The organism is Streptomyces sp. NPDC001732, from assembly GCF_053596315.1.
In genome coordinates, this window is sequence record NZ_JBSFFY010000002.1 from 106,619 (window position 1) to 123,739 (window position 17,121).

Below are 17,121 nucleotides of genomic sequence, written 5' to 3' on the forward strand. Positions count from 1 at the left end.
GGCGTTCCCCGGGAGACGGGGGCCGAGTTACGGGGGTCCAGTCATGGGGACCGCGGGACGGGGACTGCGCAACGGGGCCGAGTCGCGGGGGCCGGGCTACGGACGGGCGTTTCGCGAGCGGCGGGCACGGGCGTCGGCCGCCTCCCTCGCGCAGGCGTAGGCGAGCGGGCTGATGAGCTCCTCCGCGTCCGGCAGCCACCGGTTGGCGGGGGTGGGGCGACGGGCCCACTGCACCGCGCCGCGCCCGCCGACCCGGGTCGGCGGCGCCGTCACGTAGTGGCCGTCGCCGCGGCCGACCAGATCGATGGCGGCGGCCCGCCAGCCCAGCTTCCGTACGAGCTCGTCCGACTTGGCCGCCGCGCCCGGCAGTACGAAGAAGTGCATCCGCCGGTCGGGGGTGCGGGTGACGGGGCCGAGCGGCAGCCCCATCCGTTCCATCCGGGCCAGGGCGAGGAAACCGGCGGCCTCCGGTACGTCGATCGCGTCGAAGGCGCGCCCGGTGGGCAGCAGGATCGACGCCTTCGGGTGCCTGGACCACATCCGGCGGGCCGCGGCGCCGCTCCCGGTCGCCCGGCCCGCCCAGTCGGGGCCCGCGGGGTGCGCGCCGGGGGAGGCGCAGCCGGTGTCGCCGCAGGAGCACCGCTCGGCTACTCCGTCCGCCTCCAGCCAGGTGCCCGGACACACGTCCCAGTGCCGCTCCTCCGCGTACCGCACTGCGGCGTCGAGCAGTTGTTCACCCCGCTGACCGGGAACTTTCGTGTTTTCTGCGGCTTTTGTGTCCTTCGTGGCCACGGAGGGAGGTTCTTCGACTGCGATGGGCTCGTTCACGCACAGCACAACTGTGGCCGACGCTCGGGGTTACGGGCGCGGCGGGCGCGTCCCCGGCGTACCGGCCGGCCGTGCGGGGCGCATGGATGCATGGGCGGGGGCGCGCGTGAGGCGGCGGCCGGGTGGGCGGGTAGCCATATACGGGCGACCGCTGCGGGCGACCGCCGAGCAGACGGCGAAGGCGTCCGGAACGATCGGCCTCTGTCATATGCCGACACGAATGGCAAGGAACACAACACACCTGACGATCACGATGAATGTGCGCATTTTCCGGGTATTCGCCGGGCAGTGATCCGCCCATGATCACTGCGGCCTCAGGGGGAAACATGGCAGCCAGGCCTCTCGTCGCACGCCAGCCGAACGAACGGCTCCAGGCGCTCATTCAGGAAGCCGGATGCTCCAACGCCGGTCTCGCCCGGCGCGTCAACATGGTCGGTGCGGAACGCGGGCTCGACCTGCGGTACGACAAGACCTCCGTGGCCCGTTGGCTGCGAGGACAGCAACCACGCGGCAGGGCCCCGGGCATCATCGCCGAGGCGCTCGGCCGCAAGCTCGGCCGTACGGTCACGATCGACGAGATCGGCATGGCCAACGGCAAGAACCTGGCGTCCGGCGTCGGCCTGCAGTTCGCCCCGACCGTGATCGGCGCGATCGAGCAGGTCTGCGAGCTGTGGCGCAGCGACGTCGGCCGCCGCGACTTCCTGTCCGGTTCGACGGTCGCCTCCTCCGCGCTCGTCGAACCCAGCCGCGACTGGCTGATCACCGGCGCCGACCCGCAGGTGGAGCGGGCCGCCGGGGCCCGCGTCGGGATGCCGGACGTGGAGGCGGTGCGGGCGATGACGACCGCGCTGGTCGACCTCGACCACCGGTTCGGCAGCGGGCACGTGCGGCCGGTCCTGGTGCACTACCTGAACAGCGTCGTGTCCGGGCTGATCTCCGGGGCGTACCGCGAAGCGGTCGGCCGGCAGCTGTTCGCCGCCGTCGCGCGGCTCACCGAACTCGCCGGGTACATGGCGGTCGACACGGGCCAGCCGGGGCTCGCCCAGCGCTACTACATCCAGGCGCTGCGCCTGGCCCAGGCGGCGGGCGACCGGGCGTACGGCGGCTATGTGCTGGCCGCGTCGATGAGTCACCTCGCCGCGCAGCTCGGCAACCCCAGGGAGATCGCCCAGCTGGCGCGGGCCGCGCAGGAGGGCGCACGCGGGCGGGTGACGCCGAGGGCGGAGGCGATGTTCCACGCGGCGGAGGCGCGCGGGCACGCCCTGCTCGGCGACGTCCGCACCTGCCAGGCGGTGATGGGCCGGGCGCTGGCGGCCATGGAGCAGGCCGAACCGGACTCGGGCGACGACCCCGACTGGATCGCCCACTTCGACCACGCCTATCTCGCGGACGAGCTGGCGCACTGCCACCGCGACCTCGGCCAGGCGGAGGCGGCGGCGCGCCGGGCGAAGGAGTCCCTGGACGGCCACCCGGAGTCCCGGGCCCGCCGCCGGGGCATCGGTCTGGTGCTGCTGGCCACGGCCCAGGTCCAGATGCGCGAGGTGGAGCAGGCGTGCCACACGGGCACCCGGGCGATGGAGCTGCTGGGTTCGGTGCGTTCCAGCCGGGGAGCGGAGTATCTGGACGACCTCCAGCAGCGGCTGGTCCCGTACGGGGACGAGTCGGCGGTGCGGGAGTTCGGGGCGCGCCTGGAACTCCAGGCGGCCTGACGAAGGCCCGGCCGGGGTCCGGTACGCCGTTCCGGCCGGGACCCGCAGGAGGGGTACCAGAGTTCCGGTACGCGTTCCTCCGGTATGTGTTCTTCCGGTACATGCTCCGGTCGGGGAGTCGGCACGGGGGCCGGGCCGGGGGCGGAATCGGGGCTGTGACCAGGGGGTACGGGGCCGTTGCCTTGACTGCGTCTCAAGAACGCCGGATGTGACGGCTCCTGTGAAGGGGTGGTGAGTGACATCACGCGCTTGGCGAACGGCGGCAGCCACCCGATAGCGTGAGCCGACGATTCCGTAGGTTCACACGTAGGAGTCCCGGTGACGCAGAGCGGACAGGGTGACGAACAGCAGCTCCCTGCTGTACGGCCCGCGCACGAAGGTGTCGTGCTGCCCGCGGGTGGCGGAGAGCCCTGGATACCAGGGGGGCCGACGGACCAGGCCGCCCCGGCGGGCGGCCAGCCGTGGGGGCAGCCGTGGGGGCCGCAGGCGGCACACCCGGACGCCTCGTCCCAGCAGCAGCCCCAGCCCCATCAGCCTCAGCAACAGGCGCACGCGCCGGGGCAGGGGGCGTACGGGCAGGGGCAGTACGGAGCGGGGCAGCAGGCCCCGGGGTACGGACAACAGCAGCCCGCGCAGCAGTACGGGCAGATGCCGCAGCCCCAGGCTTCACACCCCCAGGCCCCGCAGCCCCAGCCTCCCCAGGCTCCGCACCGGCCGCAGTCCCAGCCACTGCCTCCCATGCAGTCGCAGCAGCCCCCGCAGCCGCAGCAGCCCCCGCAGCCGCAGCAGCCGCAGTCGTTCGCGCAGCCGCTGCCGCCGGAGGCCGTGCCCGGCATGGGGCCGGGCGGGGACGAGGCGGCCACGCAGTACATCGCGCCGGTTCCCGGAGGTCCGGCCCCCGGCGGGCTGCCGCCGGAGAACCCCGCGGAGTCCACCCACTTCCTCGGCCGCGGGGCGCCGCCGCAGCAGGCCCAGCCGTACCAGCAGCAGCCCGGCCACGGTTCCGACGCGGAGGCGACCCAGTACATCCCGCCGGTTCCCGGGGGCAGCCCGTACGGCATCCGGCCCGGAGCCCCGGGCGACCGGCAGCCGCCCGCCGAGTTCGACAACCTGTTCCGCAGCGACGAACCGGCCGGCGCCACCCAGCAGATGCCCCTGCCCGACCACCCGCAGCAGCATCAGCCGCGCCAGTCGCACCAGCACCAGCAGCACCCGGGCGACCGGCAGCCCCCGTACCGGCCCGTGGACGAGGAGCCGTACGAGCCGCAGCCGCGCAGGAAGCGACCGCACGTCACGCTCATCGCGGCGGTCGTGGCCGGCTGCGCCGTCGTCGGTCTCGGCGCGGGCGCGCTGTTGAGCGGCGGTGACAAGGGCGACGACGGCAAGGAGCCGGTCGCCTCGGCGAGTTCGACCGCCGCCCAGCAGCCCTCCTCCCCGAAGGCCGAGGTCGATCCGGCGAAGCCGCAGGCCGAGGCGCTCGACAAGCTGCTGGCCGACAGCAACAACAGCCGTGCCGCGGTCATCGGGGCCGTCGAGAAGACCAAGAACTGCACGGACCTGGACCAGGCCGTGACCGATCTCAAGGGCGCCGCCCAGCAGCGCCGCGATCTGGTCACCCGGCTCCAGGAGCTGAGCGTCGACAAGCTGCCGAACCACGCCCAGCTGACCGCCTCCCTCACCAAGGCGTGGCAGGCGTCCGCCTCGGCCGACGAGCACTACGCCGCGTGGGCCGCGCAGGCCAAGCACGGCAAGAAGGTGTGCAAGCACGGGAAGGCCCGCACGACGGAGGAGACCCAGAAGGCCACCGTGCAGAGCGGCGAGGCGAGCCGGGCGAAGCAACAGGCGGCCGGGCTGTGGAACTCGATCGCGTCGAAGTACGGGCTGACCCGGCGGACGGCGACACAGCTCTGACGGTGCGGGGGAGGCCGGGCGGTCCACCACAGGACGCCCCGCCCGGCCTCCCCGCCCTGTCGAACCTCCCCGCCCGGTTGCCCCGCCCCGCCCCGGGGTCAGCTCCTGGCGCTCGCGTCCGACAAGGTCTCCGCGACGTCCACGAAGCCCTTCCTGTCCGCGACGAGCCGCCCGTCACGCACCACCTGGAACGTCACCCCGGTGTTGACGATCCGCGGGTACGAGGACGAGCCCAGCACGTCCTCGTAGCTCCAGCGCAGCACCGGGGTGAGGCCGCCGGTCCGCACCGGGGTGCCCCGGTTGAGGGCGGAGGAGAGCTTCCAGGCGGTGATCTTCGAGGAGTCGACCGCCTTCACGATCTCGTTCAGCACCGTGTACGCGATCCACGTGGTCTGGACACCCGTGTCGTCCGGGTCGATCCGGTTGTCGCCGAAGGCGTGCTCGCGGATCACCTTCCGCATCCCGTCCCAGCGGTCGTCGCCCGATTCCGGGTACCAGCCGGTGACGTAGGCCCCCTCGAACGGGCTGTTCCGGCCGCCGGTGCTGTCGATCAGCGGCTGGTCGACGCTGCCGAGCACGGAGGAGACCCGGAGCTTCCCGTACGACGGTTCGAGCCGCCGGAAGGAGTCGAAGAAGGTCTCCGTGCTCTTCCCGAGCACGGCCGTGACACAGCCGCCGGACCTCCCCGCCGCCCGGAGCGCCGATCCGGCGGCCTCCTCGTACGACGTGGCCGACTCCTGCGCCTTGATGTCGGCGGGCGAGGACCGGCCGGTCTCGGTGAGGCCGCTCTTGAGCAGCCATGCCTGGCCGTCGCCGCTCAGGGTGTCGGGGCGCACCACGGCCACCCGCTCGCAGGCGCGGCCCAGCTGACGGGCGTTGCCCGCGAGCAGAGCAGACTGGCCGCCGTTGACGGGGTACGAGGTGAAGCTGCTGAACTCCTCGTCGGAGGCGCCGTACCCGCCGATGTAGGGGATCTGGGCGGTCTCCAGCGAGGACATGAAGGCCGATCCGTGCCGGCTGTACGAGCCGACGACCGCCACGGCCTTCTCCTTGAGGGCCTTCCGGGCGCAGTCGGCCGCGCCGGTCGAGGTGTCCTTCTCGTCGCAGGTGAGGACGCGCAGCTCGTGGCCGTCCAGCCCGCCGTTGTCGTTGACCCAGTCGGCGTAGGCGCGGGCCATGGCGGTCACGCCCGCCATGTCGAGCGTGTCCGGCCCGGCCCCGGCCGGTGCCCACGTCATGACGGTGACGGGCTCCCTGGAGCCCCCCGTGGCCCCAGGGAGTGCGCCGCAACCGGTGACCAGCAACGCTCCCACCACCGCCGTGCTCGTGAAGAACTTGTAGGGGCGGGGAAAGGTGGGGCGGCGCCGTCCGGTCATGGATACGAACACTTCCGGCCGTCGGGTAACGCCGCAGTGTGCCCCGTTCAACGCTCGGTGACATCCGGGTGAATTGCGGGGGTCCCCGTGGAAGGGGAAAAAGGGAACGTACGATCGATGACCGTGCAGCAAGGTTCGGAGAACACTTCACGTCGCGGCCGTCGCTCCTCCACCATGGGCGGCATGCCGCTGAATGACATGCCTTGGTGGCGCTGGCGCAGCAACGTGCGCTCGGCGCTGCACATGCTCTCCGACCCCGTCTTCCACCACGAGTGCTGGCTGGCCGGCCGGGAGGGGTACGGCGACGTCACCGACGCCGTGTACCGCCTGGTCGAGGACACCTGGCTGGACAACTGGTCCGCCGAGAAGTACGTCGGGACGATATTCCGCGACGCCGGCGAGGCCGCCCTCGTCGACGTCGCCGTGCTCCGGGTGCTGCGCATCATGCACCAGGTCGGAGCGGACGCCCCGGTCTCGGCGTACATGGAGCACCACGGCTGGCAGGAGGCGGTGCGGGCCGCCCGCGAGGCGCACGTGCTGCTCGCCACCAACGACGGCGAGGACCCCGACACGCCCCCGCGTTCCCTGGACGTGCTCCGCATTCTGACCAGGTCGGCCTGATACCGGAACGATGTGGCACGCTACGGGAATGACCCCGCCCCAGCCTGCCGACACCACCCCCGACCAGTACGTCCTCACCCTCTCCTGCCCCGACAAACAGGGCATCGTGCACGCCGTGTCGAGCTATCTCTTCATGACCGGCTGCAACATCGAGGACAGTCAGCAGTTCGGCGACCACGACACGGGCCTGTTCTTCATGCGCGTCCACTTCTCGGCGGAAGCCCCGGTGACCGTGGAGAAGCTGCGGGCGAGCTTCGCCGCGATCGGCGACTCCTTCCGGATGGAGTGGCAGATCCACCGCGCCGAGGAGCGGATGCGGGTCGTGCTGATGGTCAGCAAGTTCGGGCACTGCCTCAACGACCTGCTGTTCCGGTCCCGGATCGGCGCGCTGCCGATCGACATCGCGGCCGTCGTCTCCAACCACACGGACTTCGCCGAGCTCGTCGCCTCGTACGGCATCCCCTTCCGGCACATCCCGGTGACCAGGGAGACCAAGGCCGAAGCGGAGGCGCAGCTGCTGGAGCTGGTCCGCGAGGAGAACGTCGAGCTGGTCGTCCTCGCCCGCTACATGCAGGTGCTCTCGGACGACCTCTGCAAGCGGCTGAGCGGCCGGATCATCAACATCCACCACTCCTTCCTGCCGAGCTTCAAGGGCGCGAAGCCGTACCACCAGGCGCATGCCCGCGGTGTGAAGCTGATCGGTGCGACGGCGCACTACGTGACCGCCGACCTCGACGAGGGCCCGATCATCGAGCAGGAGGTCGAGCGGGTGGACCACGGCGTCACGCCGGACCAGCTGGTCGCCATCGGGCGCGACGTGGAGTGCCAGGCGCTGGCACGGGCGGTGAAGTGGCACGCGGAGCGCCGCATCCTGCTCAACGGCCGACGCACGGTGATCTTCTCGTAGCGGCCGGCGGCGCGACGTCCGACGGCCGGCCCCGTCCGCACGGAGTGAGGCCGACGTCCGGCCCCGGCCGTACGGCGCGACGGACGAGGCAACGCCCCGGCCGTACGACCCGGGGCAACGCAACAGTTGTACGACACGTCGCCCCGGCCCCCGTACCGGCCGGGGCGCCCCTACAGCCTGCTCAGCGAGGCCGCGGCGAACAGCACGTCGCGGATCGCCTCGCGGTCTCCCTGCTGTCCGGCCGCCGCGTCCACCGGCGGTACGCGCCCGGCCACCAGCTGGCAGAACTCCACCCCGTCCAGTGCCACCTGCGCCACCGTGTGCTCGGGCGAGCCGAGTGCGGCCGGGGAGTCCAGCGGGATGTACCAGTCGCCGCCGCCCGAGCCCTCGATCTCCAGGTGCAGCGAACGGCCCGGCGAACCGGCCGTCACCAGATGCCGGGCGGGCCCGGCCAGTCCGGATCTGCGCCGCCCGGCGAGCGCGGCCGGGAGCATCCGGGCCGCCAGGTCGACCATCCGGTTGAGATGGGCCGCGGACGGCGCCTCGTACGGATAGTCCACCGCGTCCGCGATGTCGCCGCCGTGCACCCAGCACTCGAAGGCCCGGTCCAGCAGGGCGTCGTGCATCGGCAGGGCGAAGTCCCCGTACGAGACGGACAGCTCGGAGACCCCGCGGCCGGCGAAGGACACCGTGCGGATGAGGGTGTGGCTCTGGGCGCGCCACGGCTCGCGGACGGCGCGGGTGGGCGGCAGCCGGGTGGCGGACCAGTACTTCTCCGTGCGCGGGGCGGGCGACAGCGGCCAGTCGTCGGCCCGGCCCGGGACGCCGTCCTCGAGGGGGACGTCGAGGCCGAGGGCGGTGGCGACCAGCCCGTCGACGGTCATGAGGTGGCCGATGATGCCCGCGACCGTCGTCCGGTGCCGGACCTGCTGCTCGTCCTCGAACCACTTCAGGCGCACCGGGGCGTGCCACTCCGCGTCGCCGATGTCACGGAGCAGCGCGTCGAGCCGCGCGGTCTCGGCGTCGTACGGGGCGGCCCAGTCCGGCACCGGGATGCCGGGCGGGCGGCGGGTCAGACAGGTGTCGATCACCCGGTTGCGCAGCGTCGGATCGAGGTCCAGGCTGCGGTCGGTGTGCAGCAGGCCGACCGCGTCGCGCAGCCGCAGGGCCTCGTCCGCGCAGGCGGCGCACTCGGTCAGGTGCGCCTCCACGGCCTCGGTCTCCTCGGCCGAGCAGGCGGTCAGGGCCCAGGCGCCGAGGAGCGCCTTGAGGACGCGGTGCGACAGGGTCGGCACCGGGGCGGGCGGGTCCGAGGGGGCCGGTGGTGCCATGGCGGTTTCCGGTTCCGGTGTCGTCGGCCGGGGTGTCGGCCGCGCGGTCCCGAAGAAGGACGGCGGGGGAACGGCGCCGAGGGCGAAGTCGTCCGCGGCGACCCGCGGCGCCGGTATGCGCCGGGCGCCCCGCACCTCGTCGCGTCCGCCGTCATCGAGGCCGCCCGCGTGGTCGCCGTTCACAGGGGCTGTCCGTATCCGGGCGGCGACATCCCCTCCAGCGGACGGGCGCGGGCGGTGGAGAGCAGCTGCAGCCCGAGCCGCAGCCGACGGCGGGCCTCGTCCTCGCTGACCCCGAGGTCGGAGGCGGTCTGCCGGTAGTTCCTGCGCTGGACGTACGCGAGCTCCAGTGCGGCCCGCAGCGGGGCGGGCATGGAGGCGACGATGTAGTCGGCGCGGGCCGCGGTGGTGGCCAGGCGCACCCGTTCTTCCAGGTCCTTCTCGATCTCCTCGTCCGTGCCGTCCCGCAGGTCGGCCTCCTCGCGCAGCCACCGCACGGACTGGCGGTGCGTGAGCCGGGCCACCCAGGAGCGCATCGAGCCCTGCTTCGGGTCGTACGCGTCCGGGTTCTCCCACACGTAGCCGAAGACCTCGCGGGTCACCAGGTCGGCGGCGGTCTCGTCGTCGAGCATCCGATGGGCCTGGCTGTGCACGAGCGGGGCGAACCGGTCGTAGAGCTCGCCGAGGGCCGCCGCCTCACCGCGTGCCAGCCGCTGCTGCATCTTGCGGTCCCAGCGGGGTGGTGCGTTTTTCGCCATGCGAACCCCCAGCCCTGTTCCCCTCGTCACACCGAATGTAGTCGGACACGCCGACCGGGTACGTCTTTTTGCGGCAAGTACGTGCCTGGAGCGGCCCGGGATGATAGGGAATGCGTCGCCCGGCGGTGGCGGAACCGGACCCGAAACGATCATTTCTGTTTGATCCCGGTTGCGCCCTGTGGTGCGCCCCGGTGTTTCATCGACGTACGACCGGGCACGCGCGAGAAGGAACGGAAACTTCCGGATCGTCGGAAATCCCCGGAACGAGAGGTCCCGTAACGTGAGGAGTCCCCGCCTTCCCGGAAACCGCCCGGCGCCCGCGGCCGGCTACACCTCCCGGATCGCCCAGGAGCACTCCCGCGAACCGCTGGAGGTCGCCGAGACCGTGCGGGACGGGTGGACCGTGCTGCGGGTGCGCGGCGAACTGGACCTGGTGTCGTCGCCCACCGTGCGGCAGTCCGTCCACGACGCGGTCGCAGTCGGCCGCCACGACGTGGTGCTCGACCTCTCCGAGGTCCTGTTCTGCGACTCCAGCGGCGTCGGCGTGCTGATCGCCTCCCGCCGTCTGATGCGCTCCTGCGGCGGTCGGCTGCGGCTGGTCCTACCGGCCCGGGGGGCGGAGGAGGGCTCCCACCTCAACCGGGTGCTCGCCGCGCTGGGCGTGCGTCGGCTCTTCGACGTCTACCCCGACCGGGACGCCGCCGTGGACGACCGGGCCCGCCCGCTCTCGGCCTGAGCCGCCCGGGACGCATGGCGTGCCGATGACCAGGTCGTGACAACGACGGGGCGAGCAAGTGACACGTGACGCCGCTCGGCGTCGTACGCTCCCCGCATGGACAGCGCAGAGTACGAGCGCAAGATCGCCCACCGCTTCGCCGCCTTCGACCAGGACGGCAACGGGCACATCGATCGCGCCGATTTCAACGCCGCCGCGGCCCGGCTGCTCGCCGAGTTCGGCACGACGGCCCGCTGCGACAGGGGCCAGGCGCTCTACACGGGGGCCGAGGCGTTCTGGCAGGGCATGGCGGGCATCGCCGACGTGGACGGGGACCAGCGGGTCACCCGCGAGGAGTTCGTGGGCGGGGCCGTGAAGCGGCTGCGCGACAACCCGGAGCGCTTCGCGGAGATCGCCCGCCCGTTCCTGCGCGCGGCGATCGCCGTGGCGGACCGGGAGGGCGAGGGCTCGGCCTCCGTGCCCGCCGTGCAGCGGGCGCTCGCCGTGCTGGGCGCGGACACCGCCACGGCGGAACTCGCGGCCCGGGGCCTGGACGCGGACGGGGACGGCAGGATCACGGAGGGCGACGCGGTGGCGGCCTTCGCCGCGTACTTCACGGTGATCGCCCCGGACACCTAACCGGGCCGGTCGCCCCGGGCGCGGAGGGACGGTTGGTCCGGGCGTGCGCCCGGGGCGGTCCGTACGTGCGAGGCGCCGCGGTCGCCCCGGGGGCCGGGCGGCGGCCCGGACCGCGCCGCGGCACCCCGTCAGGAAAACCGCTCCCGCAGCCGGTACTTCAGTACCTTCCGCAGCGTCTCGTTGCGCGGCAGCTCCGGTACCACCTCCAGCCGTTCCGGCAGTTTGTGGACGGCGAGTCCCGCCGCCCGCAGATGGGCGGTGACCTCGGCCAGGGTCAGCGGGGCGGCGCCGGGCGGCTGTTCCACCACCGCGCAGACGAGTTCGCCGCGTGCCGGGTCGGGGAGGCCGATCACCGCGGCGTCGCCGACGCCGGGGTGGTGGTGCAGCAGGTCCTCTATCTCCTTGGCGGAGATGTTCTCGCCCTTGCGGATGATGATGTCCTTCAGCCGGCCGGTGAGCACGAGGTGGCCGCTCTCCCGGAGGTGGCCGACGTCGCCGGTGATGAGGAAGCCCTCGTCGTCGAACGCCGCGGCGGACGCCGCCGGGTCCAGGTAGCCCCGGCAGACGGCCTCCCCGCGCAGCCGCACCTCGCCGTCCGTGCCGTGCGGCAGCGGGGCGCCGTGCTCGTCGGTGATCCGGATCTCCATGTCGGCGGGCGGGCGTCCCTCCGTTTCGGCGAGGTGTTCCGCCGTGTCGTCGGGGGAGCCCATCGTGATCATGGGGACCTCGGTCATGCCGTAGCCGTGGGTGAGCCGGACGCCCATCTCCCGCACCACCGCGTGGTGGAGCTCCGGCGGCTTCGGGGCGCCGCCGCCCGCCAGCAGGCGCAGGGTGGGGACCGGCTTCCGGTCCGGGTCCTTGCGCTGTTCGGTCAGGAACATCGAGTAGAACGCCGTGGACCCGCCCGCGACCGTCACCCCGTGCCGCCGGTACTCCGCCAGCGCGTCCTCCATCGCGAAGTGCTCGAACAGGACCGCGGGGAACCCGTACAGCAGCAGCATCACCGCGTAGTCCGGCCCTCCGACATGGGCGAACGGGAAGGCCACCGAACCGACGTCGTCCGCCGTCAGGTGCAGCGCGTGGGCCAGGCAGGCGCCGGCCGCGAGCAGGCTGCGGTCGGTGTGCAGCACCCCCTTCGGGTCGGAGGTGGTGCCCGAGGTCCAGTAGATCCAGCGCACCGCCGTGCCGTCGGCGGGCGGGGGCGGGAGCACGGCGGGGTCGCCGTCCGGCAGTGATTCGTACGCCTCCAGGACCAGGGGCGGGCGGTCGAGTCCGGCGGCCAGGCGGGTGGCCATCGCCGTGTGGTCGAAGCCGCGCCAGGTGCCCGGTACGGCGAAGAACCCCGCCTTCGACTCGCGCAGCGCGAACCCCACCTCGCGCTCCCGGAGGAACGGGATGACGGGGGACTGCACGGCCCCGAGGCGGGTCAGTGCGAACGACAGCAGGACCGTCTCGATGCGGGTCGGCAGCTGCCAGGCCACCACGCTGCCGGGACGCACGCCCAGCCCGTGGAGGCCGGCCGCGACCCGCTCGGCGCGGGTGCGCAGCTCACCGAAGGTCAGGGTGCGGTCGCCCTGGAACAGGAACGGGCGGTCCGGGGTCAGGACGGCCCGGCGTTCGACGAGTTCCCAGAAGGTGCCCGACGCGCCCAGGGCGTGCGCGGTCTCGGTCATGGCCGGCCCCTCTCAAGTGCTGACGGGTAGTCAGATCGTGCGGAGAGCGTAGGGCGCCGCGCCTTGTCGGTCCAGGGGTGCGGAGCTAGCCTGAGGGCGACGTCAATCTGACGGGTCATCAGAAAGCGCGCGTCGAAGGGGACACCATGACGGAACTGCCTCGGATCGTCAGCGTCGACGACCACGTGATCGAGCCGCCGCACCTCTTCTCGACCTGGCTGCCCGCCAAGTACCGCGAGCGCGGACCGCAGCCGCTCACCGCGGGCATCGGCGAGCTGGCGTACACGGGGGGCAAGTACGTCATCACGATGGACCCGGACGGCCCGCCCACGGACTGGTGGATCTACGAGGACCTGAAGTTCCCGTACAAGCGCAACATCGCCGCCGTCGGCTTCGACCGCGACGACATGACGCTGGAGGGCATCACCCGCCAGGAGATGCGCCCCGGCTGCTGGGACCCGGCCGAGCGCCTGAAGGACATGGACCTCAACCACGTCGAGGCGAGCCTCTGCTTCCCGACCTTCCCGCGCTTCTGCGGCCAGACCTTCGCGGAGGCGCGGGACAAGGAAGTAGCGCTCGCCTGCGTACGCGCCTACAACGACTGGATGGTCGAGGAGTGGTGCGGCAACAGCGGCGGCCGGCTCATTCCGCTCTGCATCATCCCGCTCTGGGACATCGGCCTGGCCGTCGCCGAGATCCGGCGCAACGCGGCGCGCGGGGTGCGGGCGGTGACCTTCTCGGAGATCCCCACCCACCTCGGACTGCCCTCGATCCACACCGGCTACTGGGACCCGTTCTTCGCCGTCTGCGAGGAGACCGGCACGGTCGTCAACATGCACATCGGGTCCAGTTCGCAGATGCCCGCCGCCTCGCCGGACGCCCCGCCCGCCGTGCAGGCCAGCCTCTCCTTCAACAACGCCATGGCCTCGATGATGGACTTCCTGTTCAGCGGGGTCCTCGTGAAGTTCCCGCGGCTCAAACTCGCCTACAGCGAAGGCCAGATGGGCTGGATCCCATACGCCCTGGAACGCGCCGACGACGTCTGGGAGGAGCACCGCGCCTGGGGCGGGGTGCGCGACCTGATCCCCGAGCCGCCGTCCACGTACTACTACCGGCAGATCTTCTGCTGCTTCTTCCGCGACAAGCACGGCGTCGCCTCGCTCGACGTCGTCGGACGCGACAACGCCACCTTCGAGACCGACTACCCGCACGTCGATTCGACCTTTCCGCACACCAAGCAGGTCGCCCTGGACCACGTCAACGGACTGGACGACGAGACCGTCTACAAACTGATGCGTGGAAACGCGATCCGGATGCTCGGCCTGGACCTGGACCGGGAACGGCGTCCGGGCCGGGGCGAGTAGGCGCGCGGTGGACCTCTCGTACACCCAGGAGGAGGAAGAGTTCCGGGCACGGCTGCGCGAATGGCTGGCCGCGGTGCTCCCCTCGCTGCCGGCGAAACCCCGCCCCGACGACTGGCCGGGCCGCCGCGCGTACGACACCGCGTGGCAGCGGATGCTGTACGACGCCGGATACGCGGGACTGCACTGGCCCGTCGACGCGGGCGGCCGGGGCGCCACCCCGACCCAGCACCTGATCTTCCTGGAGGAGACGGAGCGGGCCGGGGCCCCGTACGTCGGCGCGAACTTCGTCGGGCTGCTGCACGCCGGACCGACGATCGCCGCCGAGGGCACGGCACGGCAGCGGGCCCGCTGGCTGCCCCCGGTGCTGCGCGGCGACGAGATCTGGTGCCAGGGGTTCAGCGAGCCCGACGCCGGTTCGGACCTCGCCGCGCTGCGGACCAGGGCGGTGCGCGACGGCGACCACTACGTGGTGAGCGGCAGCAAGATCTGGACCTCGCACGCGGAGGTCGCCGACTGGTGCGAACTCCTGGTGCGCACGGACCCGGCGGCCCCCCGGCACCGCGGGATCAGCTGGCTCGCCATGGAGATGGACGCCCCCGGCGTCACCGTCCGCCCGCTGCGCACCCTCGCCGGCTCCACCGAGTTCGCCGAGATGTTCCTCGACGAGGTGCGGGTGCCGGTCTCGCACCGGGTCGGCGCGGAGAACGACGGCTGGCGGGTCACGATGGTCACGCTCTCCTTCGAGCGCGGCACGGCCTTCGTCGGCGAGGTCGTCGCCTGCCGCCGCACCCTGGACGCCCTGGCCGGCGAGGCACGGGCCAACGGCCGCTGGGACGACCCGGTGCTGCGCCGACGGCTGGGCAGGCTGAACGCCGAGTTCCGGGCGCTGTGGCGGCTCACCCAGTGGAACGTCGCCGAGGCCCAGCGGGCCGGGGCCGGCGGCGGCGTGCCCGGCACCGGCGGTTCGGTCTTCAAACTGCGCTACTCGCAGGCCCGCCAGGAGCTGTACGAGACGGCCGCCGAGGTGCTCGGCGCGGACAGCGCGGACCTGGACCGGGAATGGGTCCTGGACCGGCTGTCCTCGCTCTCGTACACCATCGCCGCGGGCACCTCGCAGATCCAGCGGAACATCGTCGCCGAGCGCATGCTCGGCCTGCCGAAGGGGCGCTGAGGCGGCATGGACTTCCAGCTCTCGGACGACCAGCGGGCGCTGCGGGCGGGGGTGCGCGAACTGCTCGCCGGACGCTTCGGCAGGGACCGGATGCGGGCCGCCCTCGACGCCGGTACGGGCCTCGACCGGACGCTGTGGCGGGAGCTCGCACGGGCGGGGTTCTTCGCGCTGCGGCTGCCGGAGGCGGAGGGCGGCGTCGAGCTCGGGCTGCCGGAATCGGTCCTCCTCTTCGAGGAGGTGGGGGCCGCGCTGCTGCCGGGGCCCCTGATCGCCACCCAGCTCGCGGCCGGTGCGGTGAAGGGCGCGGCGGAGGGCGAGGCGGTGGTGACCGTACGGGAGCCGGGGCGGCCGGTGGCCCACCTGGACGGGGCCGACGCACTGCTCGTCCTGGGGACCGGGGGAGGGCGCGTGCTGCGGGACACCGACCGGGTGCGGGAGGCCGCCGTACCCGTACGCCCGCTCGATCCGTTCACTCCCCTGTGGCGGGTGCCCGACCCTCCGGCAGGTGGGGAACAAATGTCGGACGGGGGGCGGTTGCGGGCGGAAGGGGCGCTCCTCGCCGCCGCCGAACAGCTCGGAAGCGCCGCCCGAACGACCGGGATGGCCGTCCAACACGCCGGTGCGCGCGAGCAGTTCGGTGCGCCCATCGGCTCCTTCCAGGCGGTCAAACACCTGTGCGCGGAGATGCTGGTCCGCGCCGAACTCGCCCGCTCCGCCGTGTACGCGGCGGCCGTGACGGCGGACCCGGTGGAGATCGCGGGCGCCAAACTGCTCGCCGACGAGGCGGCGGTCCGCAACGCGCGCGACTGCCTCCAGGTGCACGGCGGCATGGGCTTCACCTGGGAGTCCGACGTCCATCTGCATCTCAAACGGGCCTGGCTGCGGGCCGGGCAGTGGATGACGGCGGCGACGGCCGAGGAGATCCTTGCGGCGGACCTGTGCTGAAGCCGGGCGGATCGTGTGCGGACCCGGAACGGGTGGCTGCGGGCCATCCGCACATGGCAGGCCGGGGTGCGAGCTTCACGCTGCGGAGTCACGCAGTGCAGTCGGCGGATGCGGGCCCGGGTGCGTGCCCCCTCCATGATTCGTCACGGGGTGGAGTCGGCGCCGTGCTCGGGTACGCTCCGTTGGGTGCGACAGGAACTGGAACCGGGCAATCCGGGGGTGGCCCGTGCGGCGGCCCCGGTCCGGTGCCGGTGTGCTGCTCGTATTTCGCACAGAAGCTCGGGGCCTGCCCGGAAGATGATTCCGGCACCCCGGTCGGGCCTCTGTTCGATTCCCCGCAACGTGCGTCGCGCAGTATGCACCACGCGTACTCCTTCGCGCTGGAATATGCCCGAAGCGCTTGTTGCGGTGACTGTACGTCAACCATGCTGTCTCGTAGGGGAATCACGTTCCGTGACCCTGAGGAGGCGCGAGGCGATGTGTCCGCCGGTTCGGATGGTGTGAGCGGTGCAGGTGCTTCAGGTTCAGCTGGAAGTCGGGCCGGATCCCGCGGAGGTGGGGCGGGCCCGTAGATGGGCGCGGTCGAGACTGATCGGGTCCGGGATACGGGACGACGAGCCACTGGCGGAGACGCTCATCCTGTTGATCTCGGAGCTGGTCACCAACGCGGTGGTGCACACCGGGTGCCCGGCCGTGCTGCGCATGCTGTTCGGCTCGGTGAGCGGGTCCGGGACCGGGACCGTGCGGGTCGAGGTGGCCGACGCCAGCTGTCGCCCGCCGCAGCAGCGGCATGCCGAGGGCGAGGACACCAACGGCCGGGGTCTGGAGCTGGTCGACGGCCTCGCCGACCGCTGGGGCTGGCAGCCGGAGGGCGCGGGCAAGCGCATCTGGTGCGAGGTGGACCGGAGCGTGCCGGTGATCCAGATGCCTATGCACTCGGTTGCGCCGGGCGCACACGGATCGGTGGCGAGTGCGCCGGGCGCATCGGGCGTACACGGTGCCGTGGCGAGTACGCCGGTTGCGTCGGCCACGTCGGGCGTGGACCTCGCACGCAAGGTTTCGCGCGTCGCGACGAACCGTGCATAAAGGTTAAAGCAGTTCGCCCGAGGGGCCTCCGGGCCCCATTCCTTCGAGGGCGGCGACTTCTTCGAGGGTGGCGAATCCTCTGAGGAT

General features: G+C 72.5%; 15 protein-coding genes. 10 read left to right on the top strand and 5 right to left on the bottom strand.

What is annotated here, in order from left to right; genetic code table 11:
• Positions 1-96: 96 nt before the first annotated feature.
• Positions 97-792 carry a bifunctional DNA primase/polymerase gene (locus ACWCXX_RS03190; RefSeq protein WP_451123757.1) on the bottom strand — a complete coding sequence of 232 codons (696 nt, stop codon included), beginning with the start codon at positions 790-792 and terminating at the stop codon, positions 97-99.
• 362 nt (positions 793-1,154) lie between these two features.
• On the opposite strand from ACWCXX_RS03190, the gene ACWCXX_RS03195 reads away from it, so the two are divergent.
• On the top strand, positions 1,155-2,537 hold the full coding sequence (locus ACWCXX_RS03195; protein ID WP_451123759.1) for a transcriptional regulator: 1,383 nt from the start codon (positions 1,155-1,157) through the stop codon (positions 2,535-2,537).
• Positions 2,538-2,855: 318 nt separating this feature from the next.
• A complete protein-coding gene (locus tag ACWCXX_RS03200; RefSeq protein ID WP_451123761.1) occupies positions 2,856-4,448 on the top strand; it encodes a hypothetical protein in 1,593 nt (530 codons plus the stop codon).
• Between the two features lie 98 nt (positions 4,449-4,546).
• On the opposite strand, the gene ACWCXX_RS03205 is transcribed toward ACWCXX_RS03200, so the two are convergent.
• Positions 4,547-5,824 carry an ABC transporter substrate-binding protein gene (locus ACWCXX_RS03205; RefSeq protein WP_451123763.1) on the bottom strand — a complete coding sequence of 426 codons (1,278 nt, stop codon included), beginning with the start codon at positions 5,822-5,824 and terminating at the stop codon, positions 4,547-4,549.
• Positions 5,825-5,998: 174 nt separating this feature from the next.
• Here ACWCXX_RS03205 and ACWCXX_RS03210 point away from each other — a divergent pair, with 174 nt between their 5' ends.
• Both ACWCXX_RS03210 and purU read left to right on the top strand, forming a co-directional pair.
• Complete coding sequence (locus ACWCXX_RS03210) at positions 5,999-6,445, top strand: SCO4402 family protein (protein WP_451124346.1); 447 nt, start codon at positions 5,999-6,001, stop codon at positions 6,443-6,445.
• A 28-nt stretch (positions 6,446-6,473) separates the two neighbouring features.
• Complete coding sequence (gene purU / locus ACWCXX_RS03215) at positions 6,474-7,352, top strand: formyltetrahydrofolate deformylase (protein ID WP_451123765.1); 879 nt, start codon at positions 6,474-6,476, stop codon at positions 7,350-7,352.
• Between the two features lie 170 nt (positions 7,353-7,522).
• Here purU and ACWCXX_RS03220 read toward each other — a convergent pair whose 3' ends face one another.
• Both ACWCXX_RS03220 and ACWCXX_RS03225 read right to left on the bottom strand, forming a co-directional pair.
• Complete coding sequence (locus ACWCXX_RS03220; RefSeq protein ID WP_451123767.1) at positions 7,523-8,866, bottom strand: zf-HC2 domain-containing protein; 1,344 nt, start codon at positions 8,864-8,866, stop codon at positions 7,523-7,525.
• Positions 8,863-9,441: an RNA polymerase sigma factor gene (locus ACWCXX_RS03225; RefSeq protein WP_451123769.1), complete on the bottom strand. Its 579-nt coding sequence runs from the start codon at positions 9,439-9,441 to the stop codon at positions 8,863-8,865. The genes ACWCXX_RS03220 and ACWCXX_RS03225 overlap by 4 nt, the downstream gene beginning before the upstream one ends.
• A gap of 367 nt (positions 9,442-9,808) precedes the next feature.
• Here ACWCXX_RS03225 and ACWCXX_RS03230 point away from each other — a divergent pair, with 367 nt between their 5' ends.
• Together ACWCXX_RS03230 and ACWCXX_RS03235 are read left to right on the top strand one after the other, a co-directional pair.
• The gene (locus ACWCXX_RS03230) at positions 9,809-10,177 is read left to right on the top strand and encodes an STAS domain-containing protein (protein ID WP_451124348.1); all 369 of its coding nucleotides are present in this window, start codon (positions 9,809-9,811) and stop codon (positions 10,175-10,177) included.
• A gap of 96 nt (positions 10,178-10,273) precedes the next feature.
• Entirely contained in the window at positions 10,274-10,795 is a 522-nt protein-coding gene (locus ACWCXX_RS03235) for an EF-hand domain-containing protein (RefSeq protein WP_451123771.1), read from the top strand.
• Positions 10,796-10,923: 128 nt separating this feature from the next.
• Here the strand turns inward: ACWCXX_RS03235 and ACWCXX_RS03240 are convergent, their stop codons facing one another.
• Positions 10,924-12,468 (bottom strand): class I adenylate-forming enzyme family protein, encoded by a 1,545-nt coding sequence (locus tag ACWCXX_RS03240; RefSeq protein WP_451123773.1) that lies wholly within the window; start codon positions 12,466-12,468, stop codon positions 10,924-10,926.
• A 146-nt stretch (positions 12,469-12,614) separates the two neighbouring features.
• Between ACWCXX_RS03240 and ACWCXX_RS03245 the strand changes: the two genes are divergently transcribed.
• From ACWCXX_RS03245 to ACWCXX_RS03260, 4 genes are all read left to right on the top strand, one after another.
• Entirely contained in the window at positions 12,615-13,832 is a 1,218-nt protein-coding gene (locus ACWCXX_RS03245) for an amidohydrolase family protein (protein WP_451123775.1), read from the top strand.
• Between the two features lie 7 nt (positions 13,833-13,839).
• Positions 13,840-15,003 (top strand): acyl-CoA dehydrogenase, encoded by a 1,164-nt coding sequence (locus ACWCXX_RS03250; RefSeq protein ID WP_451124350.1) that lies wholly within the window; start codon positions 13,840-13,842, stop codon positions 15,001-15,003.
• A 6-nt stretch (positions 15,004-15,009) separates the two neighbouring features.
• Positions 15,010-15,948 (top strand): acyl-CoA dehydrogenase family protein, encoded by a 939-nt coding sequence (locus tag ACWCXX_RS03255; protein WP_451123777.1) that lies wholly within the window; start codon positions 15,010-15,012, stop codon positions 15,946-15,948.
• A 507-nt stretch (positions 15,949-16,455) separates the two neighbouring features.
• Positions 16,456-17,034, top strand: coding sequence for an ATP-binding protein (locus tag ACWCXX_RS03260; RefSeq protein WP_451123779.1), 579 nt, complete (start codon positions 16,456-16,458; stop codon positions 17,032-17,034).
• Positions 17,035-17,121: the final 87 nt, after the last annotated feature.